The organism is Nocardioides sp. Z38_18 (assembly GCF_058215695.1).
This window is the reverse complement of record NZ_JBZAJE010000003.1, coordinates 36,738-56,790: the sequence shown is the minus strand read 5'-3', so window position 1 is coordinate 56,790 and position 20,053 is coordinate 36,738. Positions and strand designations below refer to the sequence as shown.

18 protein-coding genes are annotated in these 20,053 nt (G+C 69.9%); 7 read left to right on the top strand and 11 right to left on the bottom strand.

What is annotated here, in order from left to right:
- Nucleotides 1–2: 2 nt before the first annotated feature.
- Genes AC4BGC_RS19605 through AC4BGC_RS19575 form a run of 7 tightly spaced genes read right to left on the bottom strand, consistent with a single transcriptional unit; the run spans nt 3 to nt 6,260 of the window.
- Nucleotides 3–1,289 (bottom strand): glutaminase, encoded by a 1,287-nt coding sequence (locus AC4BGC_RS19605; RefSeq protein WP_490557284.1) that lies wholly within the window; start codon nt 1,287–1,289, stop codon nt 3–5.
- Nucleotides 1,270–1,683, bottom strand: a complete 414-nt coding sequence (locus AC4BGC_RS19600; RefSeq protein WP_490548519.1) for a GNAT family N-acetyltransferase — start codon at nt 1,681–1,683, stop codon at nt 1,270–1,272. Before AC4BGC_RS19600 ends, AC4BGC_RS19605 begins: the two co-directional genes overlap by 20 nt.
- A 34-nt stretch (nt 1,684–1,717) precedes the next feature.
- A complete protein-coding gene (locus AC4BGC_RS19595; RefSeq protein ID WP_490557283.1) occupies nt 1,718–2,773 on the bottom strand; it encodes an extracellular catalytic domain type 1 short-chain-length polyhydroxyalkanoate depolymerase in 1,056 nt (351 codons plus the stop codon).
- 25 nt (nt 2,774–2,798) lie between these two features.
- Nucleotides 2,799–3,638 carry an alpha/beta fold hydrolase gene (locus tag AC4BGC_RS19590; protein ID WP_490548517.1) on the bottom strand — a complete coding sequence of 280 codons (840 nt, stop codon included), beginning with the start codon at nt 3,636–3,638 and terminating at the stop codon, nt 2,799–2,801.
- A 38-nt stretch (nt 3,639–3,676) separates the two neighbouring features.
- On the bottom strand, nt 3,677–4,618 hold the full coding sequence (locus AC4BGC_RS19585; protein WP_490557282.1) for a protein kinase domain-containing protein: 942 nt from the start codon (nt 4,616–4,618) through the stop codon (nt 3,677–3,679).
- Nucleotides 4,615–5,334: an ABC transporter permease gene (locus AC4BGC_RS19580; protein WP_490557280.1), complete on the bottom strand. Its 720-nt coding sequence runs from the start codon at nt 5,332–5,334 to the stop codon at nt 4,615–4,617. The genes AC4BGC_RS19585 and AC4BGC_RS19580 overlap by 4 nt, the downstream gene beginning before the upstream one ends.
- A 47-nt stretch (nt 5,335–5,381) precedes the next feature.
- Entirely contained in the window at nt 5,382–6,260 is an 879-nt protein-coding gene (locus AC4BGC_RS19575; RefSeq protein WP_490557279.1) for an ABC transporter ATP-binding protein, read from the bottom strand.
- Between the two features lie 188 nt (nt 6,261–6,448).
- On the opposite strand from AC4BGC_RS19575, the gene AC4BGC_RS19570 reads away from it, so the two are divergent.
- From AC4BGC_RS19570 to AC4BGC_RS19560, 3 genes are all read left to right on the top strand, one after another.
- A complete protein-coding gene (locus AC4BGC_RS19570; RefSeq protein WP_490557278.1) occupies nt 6,449–9,187 on the top strand; it encodes an ATP-binding protein in 2,739 nt (912 codons plus the stop codon).
- Between the two features lie 160 nt (nt 9,188–9,347).
- A complete protein-coding gene (locus tag AC4BGC_RS19565) occupies nt 9,348–9,662 on the top strand; it encodes a GNAT family N-acetyltransferase (RefSeq protein ID WP_490557277.1) in 315 nt (104 codons plus the stop codon).
- A gap of 2 nt (nt 9,663–9,664) precedes the next feature.
- Nucleotides 9,665–9,895, top strand: coding sequence for a (4Fe-4S)-binding protein (locus AC4BGC_RS19560; protein WP_490557276.1), 231 nt, complete (start codon nt 9,665–9,667; stop codon nt 9,893–9,895).
- Nucleotides 9,896–9,935: 40 nt separating this feature from the next.
- On the opposite strand, the gene AC4BGC_RS19555 is transcribed toward AC4BGC_RS19560, so the two are convergent.
- The 3 genes from AC4BGC_RS19555 to AC4BGC_RS19545 form a co-directional block, all read right to left on the bottom strand.
- Entirely contained in the window at nt 9,936–11,042 is a 1,107-nt protein-coding gene (locus AC4BGC_RS19555; RefSeq protein ID WP_490557274.1) for a DUF3533 domain-containing protein, read from the bottom strand.
- 183 nt (nt 11,043–11,225) lie between these two features.
- On the bottom strand, nt 11,226–12,119 hold the full coding sequence (locus AC4BGC_RS19550; RefSeq protein ID WP_490557272.1) for a septum formation family protein: 894 nt from the start codon (nt 12,117–12,119) through the stop codon (nt 11,226–11,228).
- Between the two features lie 302 nt (nt 12,120–12,421).
- Nucleotides 12,422–13,084 carry a DUF6629 family protein gene (locus AC4BGC_RS19545; RefSeq protein ID WP_490557271.1) on the bottom strand — a complete coding sequence of 221 codons (663 nt, stop codon included), beginning with the start codon at nt 13,082–13,084 and terminating at the stop codon, nt 12,422–12,424.
- 203 nt (nt 13,085–13,287) lie between these two features.
- Between AC4BGC_RS19545 and AC4BGC_RS19540 the strand changes: the two genes are divergently transcribed.
- Genes AC4BGC_RS19540 through AC4BGC_RS19525 form a run of 4 tightly spaced genes read left to right on the top strand, consistent with a single transcriptional unit; the run spans nt 13,288 to nt 18,463 of the window.
- Complete coding sequence (locus AC4BGC_RS19540; RefSeq protein ID WP_490548508.1) at nt 13,288–13,992, top strand: TMEM175 family protein; 705 nt, start codon at nt 13,288–13,290, stop codon at nt 13,990–13,992.
- A complete protein-coding gene (locus AC4BGC_RS19535) occupies nt 13,989–14,837 on the top strand; it encodes a sugar phosphate isomerase/epimerase family protein (protein ID WP_490548507.1) in 849 nt (282 codons plus the stop codon). The genes AC4BGC_RS19540 and AC4BGC_RS19535 overlap by 4 nt, the downstream gene beginning before the upstream one ends.
- 30 nt (nt 14,838–14,867) lie before the next feature.
- Nucleotides 14,868–15,773 (top strand): myo-inosose-2 dehydratase, encoded by a 906-nt coding sequence (iolE, locus tag AC4BGC_RS19530; protein ID WP_490557270.1) that lies wholly within the window; start codon nt 14,868–14,870, stop codon nt 15,771–15,773.
- A 2-nt stretch (nt 15,774–15,775) separates the two neighbouring features.
- Nucleotides 15,776–18,463 carry an MGH1-like glycoside hydrolase domain-containing protein gene (locus tag AC4BGC_RS19525; protein ID WP_490557269.1) on the top strand — a complete coding sequence of 896 codons (2,688 nt, stop codon included), beginning with the start codon at nt 15,776–15,778 and terminating at the stop codon, nt 18,461–18,463.
- Nucleotides 18,464–18,495: 32 nt separating this feature from the next.
- On the opposite strand, the gene AC4BGC_RS19520 is transcribed toward AC4BGC_RS19525, so the two are convergent.
- Entirely contained in the window at nt 18,496–19,986 is a 1,491-nt protein-coding gene (locus AC4BGC_RS19520; protein WP_490557268.1) for an alpha-amylase family glycosyl hydrolase, read from the bottom strand.
- Nucleotides 19,987–20,053: the final 67 nt, after the last annotated feature.

Sequence of the window (20,053 nt, the reverse complement as noted above, 5' to 3'; positions counted from 1 at the left end):
CGTCAGCCCTGCTCCCGCACGGCCAGCTCGCCGAGGGCCTCCACGACGGTGAGCCGGCCGCCGTCTCCCGGATCGGGGTCGGGGAGGATCGGCTCCGGGTCAATCAGGTAGACACAGTGACCGTCCAGCGTGAGCCGCCGCACCACCTCCAGCAGCATCCTGCGGGCCACGTCGTCGATCGAGTGGACCATCGTGAGGTCCAGGACGACCTTTGCTTCCGCGAGCGCGGTGTTCACGATCTCCCGCACCACCCTCTCGGCTCCGGCGAAGCGGATCCCGCCCTGCAGCGCGAAGACGTGGATCGCGTCCGGCCCGACGCCGACGACGCGGCTGGAGCGCACGACCGCGCGCGCCATCGGCGGCACCTCCATCACGTGCAGCCCCATGTCGGCGGAGAACCGCTCGAACAGGGACACGCCCCGGACGCTGGTCCCGTGGGGGTCGAGGAGAGGCGAGAACGTCGCGATCCCGATCTGGCCGGGAAGGGCCCCGATCAGTCCCCCGGCGACACCGCTCTTCGCCGGGATGCCCACCTGGGTGGCCCAGTCGCCGGCAGCGTCGTACATGCCGCAGGTGGACATCACGCTCAGCACCTGGCGCACCACCGGCTCCGGCACCACGCGCTCGCCCGAGCGCGGGTTGACCCCGCGGTTGGCCAAGGTCGCTGCCATCAGTGCGAGGTCGCGTGCCGTGACGAGCAGGGAGCACTGCCGGGTGTAGCCCTCGACGACCGTGGCCGGGTCCTCGGTGAGTACGCCGTGGCTGCGCAGCATGTGCCCGATGGCGAGGTTGCGGTGTGCGTTCTCCAGCTCCGAGGCGCACACCGCCTCGTCGACCTCCAGCCGGCGTCCGGCGAACGCCGAGAGCCCGCTGACCACCCGCTCCAGCCGCTCCCCCGGCTCCAGCTCCGGAACCCCTGTCAGGGAGTGCGTGGTGATGGCACCCGCGTTGATCATCGGATTGCGCGGACGCCCGGTGCCGTCCTCGAGGGAGATCTCGTTGAACGCCTCCCCGGACGGTTCGACACCCACCTTGGCCAGCACCGCGTCGAAGCCTCTGTCGGCGAGGGCGAGCGCGTAGGTGAACGGCTTGGAGATCGACTGGATGGTGAACTCGACATCGCTGTCTCCCGCGCCGTAGACGACACCGTCGACGGTGGCGAAGACCGCGGCGAGGCGGTCGGGATCGGCCGCCGCGAGCTCCGGGATGTATCCCGCCCGCACACCGGACGTGTCCGGCGCGACGTCCTCGAGCGCCTCGATCAGGTAGTCAGGAATCGGTGATCGCATGGCCCTCCGCTGCCCGAACGGCGTCGGTGACGAGCTGGAGGTCGGCAGGTCTCGGCCGACGGAACTTGCCGCCCATCGCGACGAACTCATCGCCATGTTCTTTCAGGTGGGCCGCGAACAGCGGGCACACGGGGACGACGGTGATGTTCGTCCGAATGCTGTCTTCGAGCACTCCGCGGACGAGCAGTCGCGCCAGGCCCCGCCCGCCGAACTTCCGGTCCACCTCGGTGTGGAAGAAGATCCGCTCACCGTCCACCGCGGGAGGACGCACGAAGTCCGCCCGACCGACGACGGATCCGTCGGCGAGGTTCACCGTGTAGGTGCCGACGGGGCGAACGTCCTCGAGCCTGATCGTCACAGCTGCACCGGTGTCGTCCTTGATCTGCTGAGTCATCTGATCGCCTTCTTCTCCATGGTCGTGATGGCACTCATCGTGGTGCTGAGCCTTGCGGGTGGCGCCGGGCGAACTCCCAGAGGAGGACGCTGGCGTCCGGGCCCGAGCGATCGGTGAAGAGACCCTCGCCCGCGGCGCCCGGCCAGGCGTGCCCCATGCCGTCGACGAGGTACAGCTCGACGACGGACCTGCCGTCGGGCGTCGAGACCGCGGTGTGCCTGTACGTGCGCCTCCCGGGCCCCGGATCCACGCGGGTCGTCTCCTCGACCAGGTCCAGGCTGGTGTTGAGCAGGCCGTCGTCGGCGAGATCGTGCACGGCCGTCCAGTGCTCGACGAGACGGGTGGCGACGAGCGGCGGCACGACGTCGTCCTCCTCGCCCTGGATCACGAGCATCGGCACCCCGCGTGCCCGGTCGCCCATCTGGGACCACGCCTGGCGCGCGGTGTACGCCGGCGGCGTGGAGCCGGGATCGTCGGGGTCCACCTGGTTCAGCCCGTACTCCCCTCCCGCCACCGACGTCACCGTCGCGAACACGTCGGGATGGGTCACCGCGAGGATGACCGCGGTCCCTGCGCCGGACGACGCACCGGCGACGTGCACCCGATCCGGGTCCGCGTCGTACTCCTCGATCACCTGCCGGGCCACGCCCGCCAGCAGCGCAGGCTCTCCGGCGTGACGGTGTTGTTCTCGCGGGTCATCGGAGTTCCAGCAGTTGACTGCACTGCGGAACATCCGCTGCGTCGGGTAAACGACGATGAAGCCCTCACGGTCGGCCAGGTCGTTGAGCTGCGTGGTGGCCTTCATCGAGTTCCACCCGTAACCGGTCATCGCGCAACCGTGGATGGCCATCACCACCGGGAGCCGTGTCCTCCCGTCGTGCTGCGGGGGAAGGTGGACCTGGTAGCGCTGGGAGCCGGCGTCGCTCTCGTAGACGTGGTTGCGATCTCCCTCCTCCATCGACCAGGGCGGGCCGAACTGCAAGACGACAGCAGCCAGGGCGAGCAACGACACGACCACCAGCCCGGCGGCCGGGACGATCAGGCGCCATCGCCGCCGGGCGGACTCGGGGTCGTGGTCCGAGGCGGTCACGTGTGCCTCCTGTCCCTGGGACTGCTCAGCCGAGGAAGGTGCGCAGGGCGAGGTTGACCTCGTCGGCGTGGGTCCAGAGCAGACCGTGAGGGGCCCCCTCGACCTCGACGTAGTCGGCGTCCGGGACGAGGTCCCGGAAGCGCCGGGCGGTGGCGTCGATCGGCAGGATGTTGTCCGCGGTGCCGTGGAGGATCAGCGTCGGCAGGCCGGCTGCGCGGACGGCCTCGACGTCGTCGCGGAAGTCCTCGATCCAGCTCGGGACGACCGCGTAGGCGGCGACAGGGGCGCTGAGGGTGGCGGTGTTCCAGTTCGCCCTGACGACCTCCTCGCTGATCCGCGACCCGAGGGTGTCGTCGAGGTTGTAGAAGTCCCGGTAGAACTGGGTGAACCAGCTGTAGCGATCCCCCTTGGCCGCGGCCACGATGTCGTCGAAGACCTGCTGCGGCACGCCGTCGGGGTTGTCGTCGCGCTGCACGAGGAACGGCTCGAGTGAGGCGAGGAACGCGAGCTTGGCGACGCGCTCCGTGCCGTACGCCGAGACGTAGCGGGCGAGCTCACCGGTGCCCATCGAGAAGCCGACCAGGACGACGTCGCGGAGGTCGAGCGCCTCCAGCACGGCGGACAGGTCGGCGGCGAACGTGTCGTAGTCGTAGCCGGTGCCGACCTTCGAAGACTGGCCGAAGCCGCGGCGGTCGTAGGTGATCACGCGGTATCCGGCGGCGAGCAGCTCGCGCGTCTGGCGCTCCCAGCTGTGCCCATCAAGCGGATACCCGTGGATGAGGACGACGGGCTGCCCCGCGCCCTGGTCCTCGTAGTAGAGCTCGACGGGGGCGCTGTTCTCGTTGCCGACGTTGATGAATCCCATGGTGTGGTTCCTTCTCTCGTTGTGTGTCCGGTGTGCGGTCAGCAGGCGACCTGGGCCAGGCCGGCGTGGTTGCCCACGGCGAGTGCAACGCGCGCGTCGTTGCCGAGGGTGCTTGCAAGTGCCCCGTCGGGGGCAGGCTGTGTGTCCTTCACTGCGAACAGGAGGGCCTGGATGAACGAGGTCGCGTCCTGGAACCGGTCGTCCCGCTCCTTGGCGAGAGCCTTCGCGAGCACGGCATTGACTCCCGGAAGATCGGTTCGGACCAGCACGGGCTGCTCGTGGATGTGCTGGTACACCACGCAGACGGGATCGTCTCCGATGAACGGTGGCTTTCCGGTCAGGAGCTCGTAGAGCACGCAGCCTGCGGAGTAGAGGTCCGTGCGGGCGTCCACGGTCTCTCCGCGGGCCTGCTCCGGGGAGACGTACGACGGGGTCCCGAAGAGCCCGGAGGCCTGGCTCAAGGTGGCAGCCGGATGCCCACTGGCATGCGACAGGCCGAAGTCCACGACCTTGACGGCACCCTCGGGCGTGACCATGACGTTGGCGGGCTTGATGTCGCGATGGACGACGCCGGCCCGATGGCTGAACTCGAGCGCCGAGAGTATCCCCAGCTGGTACTGGATGGTCTCGTTGACCGTTGGCAGGCGCGTCCTGACGAGGTCCCGCAGGGAGTGCCCCGGGACGTACTCCATGACGATGACCGGGACCCGGACCATGCCTGCGGAGCCTGTGGCGAGCTCCTCGTGCCCGGTGTCGTAGACGGCGACGATGGCAGGATGGCTGAGCCCGGCCATCGTCAGCCCTTCGCGCCGGAAGCGGGACCGGGACACGGGGTCGCGCGCGAGGTCGGCGCGCAGCACCTTGATGGCAACCGCACGGCCCGTGACGACGTCGTGACCGCGGTGGACGTCGGCCGTGGCGCCCCACCCGATGACGTCACCGACTTCGTACCGGCCGTCGATGACAACGTCGAGGTTCATCGTCGGGGCTCCCAGCGGAAGAGCCGCTTGGCCAGTGCGACAGCGACGAAGACCCAGGCCACGGTGGGGGCCAGCAAGGGAAGGGAGTCGGCGAGGGGGACCCCGCCGTTCCAGGCGTTGATCACCAGCTCGGTGGCCGAGCCGCCGGGGAGGAGGCGCTTGAGGTAGGCGAGCTCCTCGGTGCCGGAGATTCCTACCCAGCTGGCCGCGGCGATCACCGCCAGGCTCACCGGCAGGGTGGTCACCTGGGCGTGCTCGGGGGAGTTCGTGAGGCCCGCAGTGGCGAGAGCCAGTGCCAGCATCATGGCCATCGTCGCCACGATCGCCACCGCCAGCAGCGGGATCTCGGCCGGGCTGGTGGTGACCACACCCAGCACGACCAGGATCGCGACCACCTGGACGAGGGCGATGACCGTGATCGGCAGGACCAGCCCGACGAGGATGCTCTGGTCGCTCGCGGCGGTGGAGCGCAACCGCTTGAGGAAGAGGTTCTGCCGGCGTGCGGCCAGCGTGGTCACCGCGGTGGTGTAGAGCCCGAAGGCCAGCACGGTGAACATCACGATGGCAGCGACGTAGCCGAGGCTGGCGAGATCGGCGAAGGTCTCGTGCTGGTAGATGAGGTAGGCGCCGACCGCGACCGGGATGACCAGTCCGCTGACCATGACCAGCCGGTTCCGGAAGATCTGGATGAGCTCACTGCGAGCGATCTCGAGCATGGGGTGGTTCCTTTCAGGATGGAGCGACGTGGTGTTCGGTGTCGGACTCAGGCGGCGTCGATGGAGCGGAAGACGTCATCGAGACGGGTCGGGCCGGCCGTAAGGTCCTGCAGCTCCACGTCCGTGTCGTGCGCCCAGCCCAGGAGCCGGTAGAGGTCTGCCTGCAGGTTGAAGGTCTCGACGTGGAAGGCGCCGTTGAGTGCGCCCACGATCGGCGGCTCGGGCGCGCCGGGCGGCAGCGCGAAGCTGATCACCGCCGGCATCGCCTGCGTCAGCTCGTGCACCGTGCCCTCCTGACGCAGCGTGCCCTCGTGCATCAGCCCGATCCTGTCGGCGCGCTGCTGCGCCTCCTCCAGGTAGTGGGTGGTCAGCACGATCGTGGATCCTTCTTCGCGCAACCTGTCCACGGCGGCCCAGAGCGCGTCCCGGGACTGGATGTCCAGCCCGGTCGTGGGCTCGTCCAGGATGACCAGCTCTGGCCCGCCGTACACGGCCGTGGCGAAGTCGAGGCGACGCTTCTCGCCACCGGAGAGCTGGGAGACCCTGGTGTCCTTCTTGCGGGTGAGGCCGGCGACATCGAGCACCCGGTCCACGTCGTCCCTGCGCCCGCTCAACGCGCCGATGAGGCCCACCGACTCCCGCACCGTCAGATCCGGGGAGAAGCCGCTCTCCTGCAGCATGATGCCCAGTCGGGGCCGGACCGCGTCCCGGTCCTGTGGGCTCTCACCGAAGATCCGCACCGTGCCGGACGCGGCCGTGCGGTGTCCTTCGATGACCTCCAGGGTCGAGGTCTTGCCGGCCCCGTTGGTGCCGAGGAGGGCGTAGAGCTCGCCGCGCTCGACCTGGAACGAGAGGTCCTTCACGGCGGGAAAGTCGGCGTACGTGACGTTCAGGTGGGAGACGTCGATGACAGTGCTGGCGGACATCGGGATCCTTCGGGGTCGAGGTTTCGGTGTCATCAGGCTCGCGCTGATGACGGCACCTTCGCGTCGGTGAAAGTCCCGTAGGTGATCGCCGCATCGTTGATCGTCAGGGACGGGATGGGAGTTGCGGACCCACGTCGGGTCGGTGATACTCACCCACTCCCAACCGAGGGCCGGCGGTGGACTCAAACGTGACGAACCTTCTGGGCCGGCGCGAGGAGCGCGAGACGCTCGAGCACGTGCTCGCCGGGGCGCACTCTGGTCGTGCCGCAGTACTCGTCGTGCACGGGGAAGCGGGCATCGGCAAGACGGCGCTGGTCGAGCATGCCTGCGACACGGCATCCCGCTCGGGGTTCACGGTCGCGCGTGCTGTCGGGGTGGAGGCCGAGGCACAGTTCGCGTTCGCGGGTCTCCACCAGCTGTGCGCGCCCATGCTGGACCGCGCCAACGCATTGCCCGACCCGCAGCAGGCCGCCCTCGGCGTGGCGTTCGGCCAACGAGCCGGCGCCGCACCGGATCCGTTCCTGGTGGGGCTGGCGATCCTCCACCTGCTGGCCGAGGTGGCCGAGGAGGCACCGCTGCTGTGTCTGATCGACGATGCGCAGTGGCTGGACGAGGCGTCGGCGCAGGTCCTGGCGTTCGTGGCGCGCCGGGTGGCAGCCGAACGGCTGGCGTTGGTGTACGCGGTCCGCGACTCTGACACAGGCGGCTCTCACCCGTTCTCGAGCCTGCCTGCGCTGCGCCTCGAGGCGCTGGGCGAGAAGGAGGCCCGCGCCTTGTTGGCCTCTGCGTTCCACACCACCCTGGACGCCGCAGTGTGCGAACGGATCGTCGCGGAAGCGCGCGGCAACCCCCTGGCCCTGCTGGAGCTGCCGCGCAGCACGCAGCTGGCCGGCGGGTTCGAGCTGCCGGACGCGGCGAGCATCCCGCGCCGCATCGAGGACAGCTTCCAGCGCCGTTCGGCGAGCCTCCCGGCGGAGACGCAGCTGCTGCTGCTGGTCGCCGCCACCGAGCCGACCGGGGACGTCGCGTTGCTACAGCGTGCGGCCGCACACCTGGGGATCGGAGCCGCGGCGGCCGCACCGGCCGAGTCAGCCAGGTTGCTGGAGATCGACACCCGGGTGAAGTTTGCTCATCCACTCGTCCGCTCGGCGGTCTACCGCGCCGCCAAGCCCCCGGACAGGCGCCGCGCGCACCGCGCGCTGGCCGCCGCCACCGACCCGGACGTCGACCCCGACCGCCGCGCCTGGCACCGTGCGCAGGCCGTGCTGGGCACCGACGAGGGTGCCGCCGCGGAGCTGGAGCGCTCGGCAGGCCGTGCCCGGGCTCGCGGGGGGTTGGCCGCGGCGGCGGCGTTCCTGCGACAGGCAACCCACCTGACTCCTGAGCCCGCCGACCGCGCCAGACGGGCGCTCGAGGCTGCGCACACCAACCATGGCGCCGGTGCACCCGAGGTGGCTCTGGAGCTGCTGGCCGTCGCCGCGGCTGGGCCACTGGATACCCTCCAACACGCCCGGCTCGGGCTGCTACAGGCTCAGATCGCGTTCCACACCAAGCGTGGTAGCGACGAGCCGAAGAAGCTTCTCGAGGCTGCCAGAACGCTGGGCTCACTGGACGCCGCGCGCGCACGCGAGGCCTACGTGCAGGCGTTCGAGGCTTCCTTCCACGCTGGTCGGTTCGCCGCGCGAGGCAGCGGGTTGCGAGAGGTGGCCAAGGCTGCCCGGGACGCGCCACCGCCGCCGTCCCCGCCCCGGCCGGTAGATCTGCTGTTGGACGGACTGACCACGAGGTTCACGCAAGGCTACGAGGCCAGCGTTCCATCCCTGCAGCGGGCGCTCGAAGCCGTCCGACATGACGATTCGGGGCCAGACCTCGACAACGGTCGCTGGCTGTGGCTTGCCTGCCATGTGTCGGTGATGCTGTGGGACGACGAGTCGTTCCATGCCCTGGCCAACAGCGCCGTCCGGCTCGCCCGCGAGACAGGCGCGATATCCACGCTTCCCGCTGCACTCAATGCCATGGCTGTCTATCTGGTGCTGACCGGCGAGCTCTCCCGTGCCGGTGAGCTCCTCTCGGAGGACGAGGCGATCTCACGGGCGACCGGTGCCCCGCCGCTTCCGAACGCCCGGTTCATACTGGCTGCCTGGCGCGGCCGCCAGCCTGAAGCCTCGGACCTCAGCGCCCCGGTTGTAGCTGACGCGACCACGCGGGGTGAGGGCACGACGCTCGGCTCGAGCCAGGTCTCGCTGGCCTACCTGTACAACGGCCTGGGAAACTACGACGAGGCACTCGCCGCCGCGACACCGCCTTGGGAGTACGACGAGTTCCCACACAGCAGCAGTGCGTTGCCCGAGTTCATCGAAGCGGCGTCCCGCTCCGGTGAACAGGAGCGCGCGGTCGCAGCGCTGGCGCAGCTCAGCTCCCGGGCCCACGCGAGTGGAACTCAGTTCGCGCTCGGGCTGGCCGCGCGCTCACGTGCCCTCACCATCGCCGGCCCTGCCGCCGAGGAGCACTACCGCGAGGCGATCGAACGACTCGGCAACTGTCGGATGGCCGCCCACCTCGCCCGCGCCCACCTCGTCTACGGCGAGTGGTTGCGCCGCGAGGGGCGCCGTCAGGACGCCCGAGAACAGCTCCGCACCGCCCACCAGATGCTCTCGAACATGGGTGTGGACGCGTTCGCCGAACGCGCCGCGCGCGAGCTGAAGGCCACCGGGGAGCGCCCCCGCAAACGGACCGCCCAACCGGCTGACGCCCTCACCGCGCAAGAAGTCCAGATCGCGCGACTGGTGGCCACCGGAGCGACCTCCCGGGAGGTCGCTGCGCAGCTGTTCCTCAGCCCGCGCACGATCGAGGCTCATCTCCGCAACATCTTCCCCAAGCTGGGCATCACCTCCCGCCGACAGCTCAGGGAGATCCCGCTCCCCTGACCGGTCACGCGCTGTTCAGGCTCGATCCCGACTCCGCCGGACTAGGTAGGACTCCCGGACGCGAGCAGGCCGTCTGCTGCGCAACTCTGAGACACCGCAGAGATGCGCACCATCGAGGCACACGACCTCGTCCACCCCTTCGGCCAGGAGGCCCACGACCATGTCCCTCGGCGTCAGCGTGATCAGGAATCCGGACCGGCGGCGTTACGAAGCCGCCGTCGACGAGACGACGGTCGCCGGGTTCGTCGACTTCCAGGAGGCCAGCGCGCTCGTCGTCCTGACCCACACCGAGGTCGACCCGGCCTTCGAGGGTCGAGGAGTCGGCAGCGCCCTGGCCCGCGCTGCGCTCGACGACATCCGCGAACGACAGCTGAAGGCACTGGTGATCTGCCCCTACATCCTCGGTTGGATGCGCAAGCACCCCGAGTACCGGGAGCTGCTCTTCAACGCGCCACCGTCCAAGGTCAGGGACTGACCGTGGTGCGCAAGACCTACACCGGCCCCCTGGTGGACGTCTCCTTCGACGCAGCGTTGTGCCGGCACGCGGCGGAGTGCGTGCGCGGCACGCCCGAGGTGTTCATGCCCAGCAGGCGACCGTGGATCGACCCCGCACGGGCCGACACCGATGTCGCCGCCCAGACCCTGCGGGACGTGATCGCGCGTTGCCCCAGCGGCGCACTGCGCGTGGTCGAGCACGAGGCCGGCTAGCGCCTCAGGTCTGCTCTCCGTGCTGAAGCGCCCTACCGGCTCAGGCGCTCATCAACAGCTCGGGACGCCGCCCTCGCCCGGCGATGAGCAACGTGAGCAGGATGCCGCCCACGGCGTACGCCGCCAGCACCAGCAGCGGGCGTGTCATCGCCTCGGAGTCGAAGTAGACGATCTGGCGCACCCCGTCCACGCCGGCACCGGTCGGGATCCAGTCACCGACCACCCGCCAGAACGTGGGCATCACCCCGGCCTGGAACGCCCCGCCCGCACTCGGGTTGCCGATGATCACGATCACCAGCAGCGTCACCGCGATCCCGATCACCCCCAGGAGCGCCTCGAGCCCGATCGCCACGGCAGCGATCGAGAACGACACCGCGGCCCCGAGGAGGCCGAGCTGCCAGAAGTGCCAGGTCTGGGCGTCCAGCATCGGACCGACGACGAACGCGCCTCCGAACCCGGAGGCCAGCGCGTACGGCACCAGCACCCCCAGTCGGGTCGCCGCGGCGCGCACCGACCGCGGGCGGTCCCCGCGCGCCAGCGCCAGCACGGTCGGGAACAGGTAGGCACCGACCGCCCAGCCGACCACGAGGTAGAAACCGGTGAGACCGCGGGCGTCGCCGCTCTGCAGCGGGACCAGGTCGTCCTTCTCCACGGTTCGCCGCTGTTCGGCCACCACCTTGGTGAGCACCTTCTCGGCTGCCTCCTCAACAGAGACGCCGCCGCCGGAGGCGACCAGCAGCAGGTCGCTGGTCCGTTCGGGGCGCAGCACCAGGGCCGCGACGTCGTTCCCCTTGCGGACGTCGCGACGCGCCTCTGCCTCCGAGTCGGCCAGCTCGGCGTCCAGTGGGTCGTTGCGGAGCCGGTTGAGCTGGTCGACCAGCTGCTCGCCCTGGGCGCTCGCCCCCGGCGGTGCCACCACCTGCACGTCGAGCGCGTGCGGAGTCGGGTCGTGGAAGGCGCCGACGTAGCTGTAGATGAACGCGAGCTGGAGGAACAGCACGCCGAGCACCCAGACCACGGCCCGGATCGTCGACTTCCTCGGGTCGATCGCCAGCTCCGGCGCGGCCACGGCGCCGCCCGGGTGGGCCCCGCCCTGCGGGCTGGTGGAGTGTCGCGGGCGATCCTGCGGGCTCTGATCGGCTGGCATGACATCTCCTCTGCCGTCGCGCCGTGACGCGCGAACATGGCGCGGACGCCGTACGGCGAGTGCAACTGCCCCGGGCCCGAGCGCCCTTGTTCTCCACTGTAGGACGGCGCGCCTACCCGGGAGCCCGTCCACTTCCTCGGGTGAGCCCGGGGGTGGCCACCACCCCCGCCTCGCGGTCAGCTGCTACATCTTTCCGTCCTCGAAGTCCCAGGCCTGACAGGTGATGATCCACGGGAGGTCGTCGTCGAACGCCGACCTGCGCGGGTTGATGCCGCCCAGGATGACCTCGGGCCCGTTCTTCGGGGACCTGCTCTTGCAGGCCTTCACCGGAGTGAGGGCGGTCGCGGACTGCTGGTCGGGGAACTCCAGGACGAAGCCGGGCCGGGTCGAGTGCCTCTTGTCGCACGCGACCACGGTGCCGGAGTTCTTGTCGATGAGCCGGATGCACTGGGCGAACCGCTTCAGGGACCGGGTGTCCTCACTGCGCTTCGTCAGGAACGGGGTCTCCTCCGGGAGGGGAATCAGGCCCTCGTCGTCGTCAGCGGCGACATCGCAGGCGAGCCACCGCGCACCGCGCCCCGTCTGCTCGGCTGTGGGGATGAAGGTCAGCAGGTGGAACAAGCTGGTGCGCCGCAGGTACTGCGTGCCGCCGACGGTTTCGCGGCCCGGCTTCGCACACACCTTGTAGGTGTGCTCGATGAAGCGCCTGTCGCTCGGGTCCACGTCGACCAGGTCGTCGGGCAGGGTCACCACGGCGGCGACCTTGCTGGTGTAGACGCCGTCGCACGGCACGAACTTCTCCACCGACACCTGGTCGGTGTCCTTGACCGCCAGGTTGCGGCAGGCCCCCACCTCCGGGGCACCGTACAGGGAGTCCTCGGCCGGCTTCGAGGAGCCGGCCGTCTCTGGCTTCGACGAGTCCTGATCAGAAGCCCCGCACCCGGCGCTCACCAGTAGGACGCACAGGGCGACGGCCAGGCAGCCCGCTCGTCCCCACGAGCGAGCATGCACGTGGCGCGAAAGGTGGACCAGGAAGCGCGGGTCCTGTCGGTCGCGTTCGTGTGTCGGGACCGGCATCGGTGTCGGTGTCTCCTTGGCGGCTGTTCGGACCTCGTGGCGCGTCCGGGACGACGGGTGGGCTGGCCACAGTGTCTCGTGACCCGTGCCGACGGGGTGGGCTTTCGCGGCACCTGTCCGGCCCGCAGCCTCGGGGCGGGGTCGCGCCGTTTCGTGCACGAACTCCGGGCCGTCGCATACGCGCGGACACAAGTGCGCCACTGTCCCGCCGGCGCAGCCTGAAACCGTGCCCGATCCCAGACTTGTGTCCGCGCGTATGCGAGCTTCGCGCCCCCTCGACCGCACGAGAACGGCCGCACCCCTCAGGCGGGCACCAGCGCCTGCCCCTCGAGGCGGTGGAGGTCGGGCAACCGGCGGCGGCGCACCATGTGCACGGCGACCAGCGCGGAGGTGAGCGCCGCATAGACGCACCACAGCGACGCGAAAGCCTGGACGTAGACGATGGCGACCACGGTGAGCCCGACGAGGTTGAGCAGCCCGAAGGCGACGATCGAGGGGTAGCCCGACAGCACCGACGGCCCGATCACCGCCACGATGTACAGCACCGCCCACATCGTCCCGTACGTCAGGTCGACGTCGTAGACCAGTGCGTGCGGCTCTTCCCTGACCAGGAGCGGGCCGTCGAGCACCCCCCAGAGCAGGTACGCCGCGACCACGGCGCCGAGCGCGACGAACGGCGCCACCCGCCGGCGCCTTCCCTTTGGCTCGAGCAGCAGCACCGCGAGCGGCACCAGGAGCGGGAGGACCGGGAAGGCGTAGAGGACGTAGATCAGCGCGGCGGCTTGCTGGACACCGGCCGAGACGTAGTCGGACGCGCCGTGCCAGACGAGGGCCTCGGTGAGCTGGTGGAGCGCGAAGAGCAACGGTAGCGACGCGAACGGCAGTTCCCTGGCCGTGCGCACCTCGCGCAGGCAGAACGCACCGACGGGGAGGAGGGCCACGCCGGCGGTCAGGTCGGCGCCCATCGAGAAGCACACACTCGCCCAGTACCCCGTCCCGGCGGGAAGACCTCGCGGCCCGGCAAGCCGCGGCCCAGTTGCGTGGCTCTGCTAGACCGCTTCCGCCCCACGAAACAGGTGACCGATTTGCCCAAATGCTGACGAAAAGGCAGGGCCTTCTCCTAGGGTCGACGCAACATGACAGTCAACGGTGGGGCTCGTGGGACGACGTGACGACGCCCGGACATGAGATCCACAGCGAGCAGGACCGCACCGCAGCGCGGCGCGACGACGGGCAGTACAGCCCCGAGCGAATGAGCGCCCTGACCGACGGGGTGTTCGCGATCGTGCTCACCCTGCTGGTCCTGGAGCTCAAGCTTCCAGAGCGGAACGATTCAGTCCTCGCACTCATGCATGACGACTGGCGGGTCTTCGTCTCGTGGCTGATCAGCTTCATCCTGCTGGCCCGCTTCTGGCTGGTGCAGCACGCAGTCACCGCCGGGCTGCGCCAGTGCAACACCATGATCCTGGCCCTCAACTTCGCAGTGCTCGGCGCGGCGTCCCTCGTGCCCTTCTCCGCCGACATAGTCGGGACGGAGCGGATCGCCGAGCCCTGGTCCACCGTCGTCTTCGCCGGCAACGTCGCACTGCTCTCGCTCGCCGTCGGCCTGCTGGCGCGATATGTCGCTCACCAGACCCACTTGCTCGACCCCGACCGGTCTCTCCCGGCCCTCGGCCGTTACCGGCTCCACCACCTCTACGTACTGCCGGCAGTCGCGCTGGCCTCGACCGCACTCGCTTTCGCCCATCCCGTGCTTGCCCTCGGGTTCCTCGTGGCGGAGTTCGTCTTCTTCGTGAGCACCGGCGTGCGGCGCCGGCCACGTCAGCATCCACTTCCACCAGGGGCGATCGCCCAACCGAAAGGCGCACTGTGAAGTTCGGGATCGGCATGTACATCTGGACCACCGACGTCCAGCCCACCCACTATCCGATCTTCTCGACCCTGGCCGGTCTCGGGTACGACGGCGCCGAGATCCCGGTCGGCTCGGCGCTCACCGCCGACAATGCAGAGATCCGCACAGCGCTCGACGACGCGGGCCTGGGGTGCACCACCATCCTCAACCTCGCCGCCGAGGCCAACCCGGTCAGCCCGGACGCCGCCGTGCGCCAGCGCGGGCTGGACGAGATCAAGTGGGGCGTCGACGCGGCCCACCAGCTCGGCAGCTCCGTGCTCAGCGGCCCCTTCCAGACCGCCTACGCCGTCTTCAGCGGAGCCGGCCCCACCGAGCAGGAGCTGGTCTGGTCGGCGGACGTCCTGCGGGCCGCCGCCGAGCACGCCTCCCAGGCGGGGATCGACCTCGCGGTCGAGTTCCTCAACCGTCACGAGGGCTACCTGATCAACACCCTGGAGCAGTCGGCGGCACTGACCGCGCGTGTCGACCATCCGTCGTTCGGCGTCCTCTACGACACGCACCACGCCCACGCAGAGGAGGACGACGTGGTCGCCGCGATCACCGCCCACGGGCCGGCGATCAAGCACGTCCAGGCCAGCGAGAACAACCGCGGCGGGCTCGGCGCCGGGCAGGTCCAGTGGTCGCGCACCGCCGAGGCACTGCACCAGATCGGCTACGACGGCTGGGTCGCGGCGGAGGCCTTCGCGGCCGACGTACCCGGTCTGTCGACCAAGGCCCACGTCTGGCGCGACACCTTCGGCTCCAAGGACCGGTTCGCTGCCGAGGCCATCGGCTTCATGCGCGACACGTTCTCGCCCACCGCCTGACATCGCACGACCCACCCCTGAGAGGCATCCATGTTCACCGCCGGAACCGTCCGTATCGCCGCTGTGCCCAACGCGTGGGTCAACGACGACCTCCCCGAGCTGGGCGCGGGAACCTCTTTCGAGCAGATCGTCAGCGAGATGGCGCTCGCCGGCTACGAGGGCACCGAGCTGGGCAGCACCTATCCCACGGACGCGACGACGCTGAAGGCCGCGCTCGACGTCCGTGGCCTGGTCCCCTCCGGCGGTTGGGTCTCGACCTGGTTCGCCTCGCAGGGCGGCGCGTACGAGCAGACCCTCCAGTCCTTCCGCGACCAGATCCCCTTCTTCAACGCCATCGGCCTGGAGGACGTGTACGTCGCCGAGGTCACCCACGCGGTGCACCAGCAGCCCGTGCCTGCGCTGGCGAACCGACCGGTCTTCACCGACGAGCAGTGGGACGCCATGGTGCGCGGGCTCGGCGAGATGGGCCGGATCGCCACCGACCACGGGCTCCGGATCAACTACCACCACCACACCGGCACCGGCGTGCAGTCCACCGAGGACATCGACCGGCTGGTGGCCGACACCGTGGCCGGCGAGACCTACCTGCTGCTCGACACCGCCCACCTGCTCGTCGGCGGCGGCGACCCGATGGACATCCTCACCCGCCACGAGGGCCGGATCGGTCACGTCCACCTCAAGAACCTCCGCCGGCCCGTCCTCGACCGGATGCACGACGAGGCACTGAGCTTCTGGGATGCCCTGCGCCAGGGCATCTTCACCGTCCCAGGTGACACCGAGGGCTGCATCGACTTCGCCCCGCTGCTGCGCAAGCTCGCCGACGACGGCTGGGCCGGTTGGCTGGTCGTCGAGGCCGAGCAGGACCCGGCCCTTGCGCATCCCCTGGAGGCGTTCCGCGTCGCCCGGCAGCACATCGCCGACCTGACGGGCCTGTAGGGATGGCCACCGCGGAGGGCGACCGGCTCCAGGAAGCCGACGTCGACGGCGTCGCCTGGCGCAAGTGGGGCCCCTACCTCTCCGACCGGCAGTGGGGCACGGTCCGCGAGGACACCTCCGCCGGCGGCGACGCATGGAACTCCTTCCCCCACGACCACGCCCGCTCCCGGGCCTACAGCTGGGGCGAGGACGGCCTGCTCGGCATCAGCGACGACCGTCAGCAGGTCTGCTTCGCGCTGGCGGTGTGGAACGAGGCCGACCCGATCGTCAAGGAACGGCTCTTCGGGCTGACGAACAGCGAGGGCAACCACGGCGAGGACGTCAAGGAGTACTACTTCTACCAGGACTCCACGCCCACCCACTCCTGGATGAAGGCGCTCTACAAGTACCCCCAGGCGGCCTTCCCGTACGCCGACCTGCTGAGCACCAACGCGGGCCGCGGCAAGGACGTCGGCGAGTACGAGCTCGTCGACACCGGGATCTTCGACGAGCACCGCTACTTCGACGTCGAGGTCGTCTACGCCAAGTCCGGTCCTGAGGACCTGCTGATCCAGATCACGGCCACCAACCGAGGGCCCGGCCCCGCGGTGCTGCACCTGCTGCCCACGCTGTGGTTGCGCAACACGTGGGCCGACGACCCGGAGGCGCCGCGGCCGCGACTGAGCGCCGACGCCACGGCGCGCCGGATCACGTTGGACAGCGCCGACCTGGATCCCTGCACCCTGGCCTGGGAGGACGATCTCGACGTCCTGGTGACCGAGAACGAGACCAACTGGGCCCGCATCAGCGGCGGCGAGAACGCCATGCCCTACGTCAAGGACGGCATCAACGACGCCGTCGTGTCCGGTCGGCAGGAGGCGGTCAACCCGGACCTGACCGGCACCAAGGTGGCCCTGCGGCGTCGTGACGTCATCGGCGCCGGCGAGTCGGTGACGATGCGGCTACGGCTGGCGGCGTCGATGCCCCGCTCCCCCTTCGGCTCCAACGCCGACAAGGTCCTGGCCAAGCGTCGCGCGGAGGCCGACGACTTCTACGCCTCCATCACGCCACCGTCGGTCTCGGCCGACGGGCGGATGGTGATGCGCCAGGCACTGGCCGGGATGTTGTGGTCGAAGCAGTTCTACGCCTATGACCTCGACCGCTGGCTCAAGGAACGCGACGTGCACCCGCTGCGTGACTCCGCAGGGTTCGACCACCGCAACGCCCGGTGGTTCCACATGGTCGCCGGCGACATCATCTCGATGCCCGACTGCTGGGAGTACCCCTGGTTCGCAGCCTGGGACCTGGCCTTCCACACGATGACGCTGGCAATGGTCGACACCACCTTCGCCCGCGACCAGCTCCGGCTGCTGCTGGGCGAGCGCTACCTCCACCCGTCCGGACAGATCCCGGCGTACGAGTGGAACTTCTCCGACGTCAACCCGCCAGTGCACGCCCTGGCCACGCTGTTCAGCCACGTCCCGGCCGTCGAAAACGGTGCGGAGGACGAGCACGCCTTCCTCTCCGACATGTTCGGCAAGCTGACGCTCAACTTCACCTGGTGGGTCAACCGCAAGGACGCCACGGGTGCCAACGCCTTCGAGGGCGGGTTCCTGGGGCTCGACAACATCGCCGTCTTCGACCGGAGCGCCGCCCAGCTCCCCGGCGGCGGGCGGCTCGAGCAGGCTGACGGCACCGCGTGGATGGCGCTCTACTGCCAGAGCATGCTCGAGCTGTCGATCGAGCTGATGGCCAAGGAGCCCGAGTACGAGGGCATGGCCCTCAAGTTCCTCGAGCACTTCCTGTTCATCTCCGCCGCCATGGAGCGCGGCGACGGAATGTGGGACGAGGAGGACGGCTTCTTCTACGACCAGCTGCGGCTGCCCGATGGCTCGTCCCAGCGGCTCCGGGTCCGCTCGATGGTCGGGCTGATCCCGCTCTGCGCGGTCACGGTCGTTCCGGCCGCGTCGTACGGCGTGCTCGGCGACCGCCTCACCGAGTTCATGGCCCGCCACCCGGACCTGCTCGGCCAGATGGCCGACCCCACGGTCCCGGGTGTCCTGGACCGCCGCATGCTCTCCCTGCTCGACGAGACCCGGCTGCGCAGCGTGCTGGGCTACCTCCTCGACGAGGAGGAGTTCCTCAGCCCACACGGCATCCGGGCGCTCTCCCGCTTCCACCGCGACCACCCCTACTCGCTGGACCTCGACGGCCAGACGTTCGGCGTGGGCTACCTGCCCGCCGAATCCGACAGCGGGATGTTCGGGGGCAACTCCAACTGGCGCGGGCCGGTGTGGATGCCGGTGAACTTCATGATCATCCGGGCGCTGCTGCAGTACTACCTCTACTACGGCGACGAGCTCACGGTGGAGATGCCCACGGGCTCCGGCAACCAGCACACCCTCTTCGAGGTGGCTCACGAGCTGTCCGACCGGCTGGTCTCGATCTTCCTGCCCGACGACGAGGGCAAGCGCCCGGTGTTCGGCGGCGTGGAGCTGTTCCAGACCGACGAGCACTGGCGCGACAACCTGTTGTTCTACGAGTACTTCCACGGAGACAACGGCGCCGGCATCGGTGCTTCGCACCAGACCGGGTGGACCGGGCTGGTCGCCAAGCTGGTCCAGCTTTTCGGCACCCTCGACGCGGCCACCGTCCTGGCCGACGAGCGGGCGCACCCTTCGACCACACTGTTCCGCCGCGACGCCACGTGATCCCGGGCGACTGTGATCCCGGGCGACTGGCGTCAGCTGATCTCGAAGACGTTGTACCCGTAGGGCTCGAGGTCGAGGAACAGGCCGTTGACCGCAAGATCGGCGACGTCGCGGACGTACTCGACGTTCTCGTGCATCCGGTCGACCAGCGTCACCGTCTCGGCCGCCGCGACCACGGTGCCGAGCCCGACCCGGCACTGGGCCTGCCCACCGGACAGGTTGGCCACGACCAACCAGCGCAGCGGCGCGTCCGCACCGGCTGACCAGCCCGCCACCACGTAGGCGCCGTCAGTGGGGTTGCCCTCCCACGCCGGCCGGGTGGGGAGCAGCTGCCAGCTGCCGTCACGTAGCACCGGGTCGGCCAGGACCTCGAGGAGACGGTCGTAGAAGGCCACCAGGACCGGGTCGGCCGACTCATCGGGTCGTCGACGCAGGTGGAGGGGCGCCTTGAACCGGCGCCCGGGCAGCTGGCCCTCGTGGAAGAAGCGCAACCCGGTCGAGAGGAACGTGACGACCGCGGCCGCCTGGTGCGCGGCGGAGTCCGCGAACGTGTGGGCGGCTCGAGGCTCGTCGTGGTTCTCGAGGAACCGGGCCGAGCGGCCCTGGAACTCCGGGTCGGCACCCAGGTGGCCGCGCACCGCTGCGGGGTCGTCGCCGCGGAGCCGGTCGTAGAGGCGCTTGTCGTAGGTGTAGTCGAACCCGTGCTGCTGCAGCTGCCACTCGAGGTCCCAGTAGACCTCGGCCATCAGCACGAACCCCGGGTGCTGCGCGCGTACGGCGGCGATCGCGGCGGGCCAGAACGCGCCGTCCGCCGGGCCGGTCGCGTCGTCGGGCAGCGGCCGGTCACCCCAGGTCCTGAGGAAGACCTCCGGCTCGAGCAGCATCGCCATGTCGCACCGGACGCCGTCGCAGCGGGCTGCGACCCGGGCGAGCTCGGTGCTCATCGCGCGCCGAAGCTCGGGATGGCGGTAGTCGAGCTGTGCGGTGTCCGGCCAGCCGTCGAAGTAGGGGTCCCGCCCGTGGGCGACGACGCGCTCGCCGGCGCGGAAGTAGTTCTGGGGCTGGGCCTCGAGGTCGGCATCCGAGCCACCGATGAAGCGGTGCGGGGCATCGGCCAGCCAGGGGTGGTCCAGCGCCATGTGGTTCGGCACGAAGTCGAGCAGCAGCTTGAGCCCACGCTCGGCCAGGCGAACCCGCAGGCGGGCCAGCTCCTCGTCGCCGCCGAAGTCGCGGTGGACGGTGTAGTCGACGATCGCGAACGGAGAGCCGGTCACGTCGTCGGGCGTGAAGTCAGGAAGCGCCTCCCGGTACTCCGCGAGCCACTCGGGGTTGGCCGAGGACACCGCGCGCGCCGCCTCACCGGTCTGCCAGACACCGAGCATCCAGACCCAGTCGAAGCCGCGCGCCGCGACGTCGTCGAGGAAGGCATCCGGGAGGTCGTCGAGCGTCGCCGGACGGCCGAGCTCGCAACCTCTCTCATGGAGGGTCACACGGGTGTTCACCTGATACAGCAGGGGATTCATGCACTCTCCAGACGCGGGGGCCTTCCGGGTGAAAGCATGCTCACCGTAAGCGTTTCCGGTGCGCCGG

Bases quoted from the DNA above. Each gene is read 5' to 3' on its own strand.
- AC4BGC_RS19575 (WP_490557279.1), bottom strand. From the start codon at position 6,260: ATGTCCGCCAGCACTGTCATCGACGTCTCCCACCTGAACGTCACGTAC.
- AC4BGC_RS19525 (WP_490557269.1), top strand. From the start codon at position 15,776: ATGGCCACCGCGGAGGGCGACCGGCTCCAGGAAGCCGACGTCGACGGC.
- AC4BGC_RS19565 (WP_490557277.1), top strand. From the start codon at position 9,348: ATGTCCCTCGGCGTCAGCGTGATCAGGAATCCGGACCGGCGGCGTTAC.
- AC4BGC_RS19555 (WP_490557274.1), bottom strand. From the start codon at position 11,042: ATGCCAGCCGATCAGAGCCCGCAGGATCGCCCGCGACACTCCACCAGC.
- AC4BGC_RS19550 (WP_490557272.1), bottom strand. From the start codon at position 12,119: ATGCCGGTCCCGACACACGAACGCGACCGACAGGACCCGCGCTTCCTG.
- AC4BGC_RS19580 (WP_490557280.1), bottom strand. From the start codon at position 5,334: ATGCTCGAGATCGCTCGCAGTGAGCTCATCCAGATCTTCCGGAACCGG.
- AC4BGC_RS19520 (WP_490557268.1), bottom strand. From the start codon at position 19,986: ATGAATCCCCTGCTGTATCAGGTGAACACCCGTGTGACCCTCCATGAG.
- AC4BGC_RS19600 (WP_490548519.1), bottom strand. From the start codon at position 1,683: ATGACTCAGCAGATCAAGGACGACACCGGTGCAGCTGTGACGATCAGG.
- AC4BGC_RS19545 (WP_490557271.1), bottom strand. From the start codon at position 13,084: ATGGGCGCCGACCTGACCGCCGGCGTGGCCCTCCTCCCCGTCGGTGCG.
- iolE (WP_490557270.1), top strand. From the start codon at position 14,868: ATGTTCACCGCCGGAACCGTCCGTATCGCCGCTGTGCCCAACGCGTGG.
- AC4BGC_RS19585 (WP_490557282.1), bottom strand. From the start codon at position 4,618: ATGAACCTCGACGTTGTCATCGACGGCCGGTACGAAGTCGGTGACGTC.
- AC4BGC_RS19590 (WP_490548517.1), bottom strand. From the start codon at position 3,638: ATGGGATTCATCAACGTCGGCAACGAGAACAGCGCCCCCGTCGAGCTC.
- AC4BGC_RS19605 (WP_490557284.1), bottom strand. From the start codon at position 1,289: ATGCGATCACCGATTCCTGACTACCTGATCGAGGCGCTCGAGGACGTC.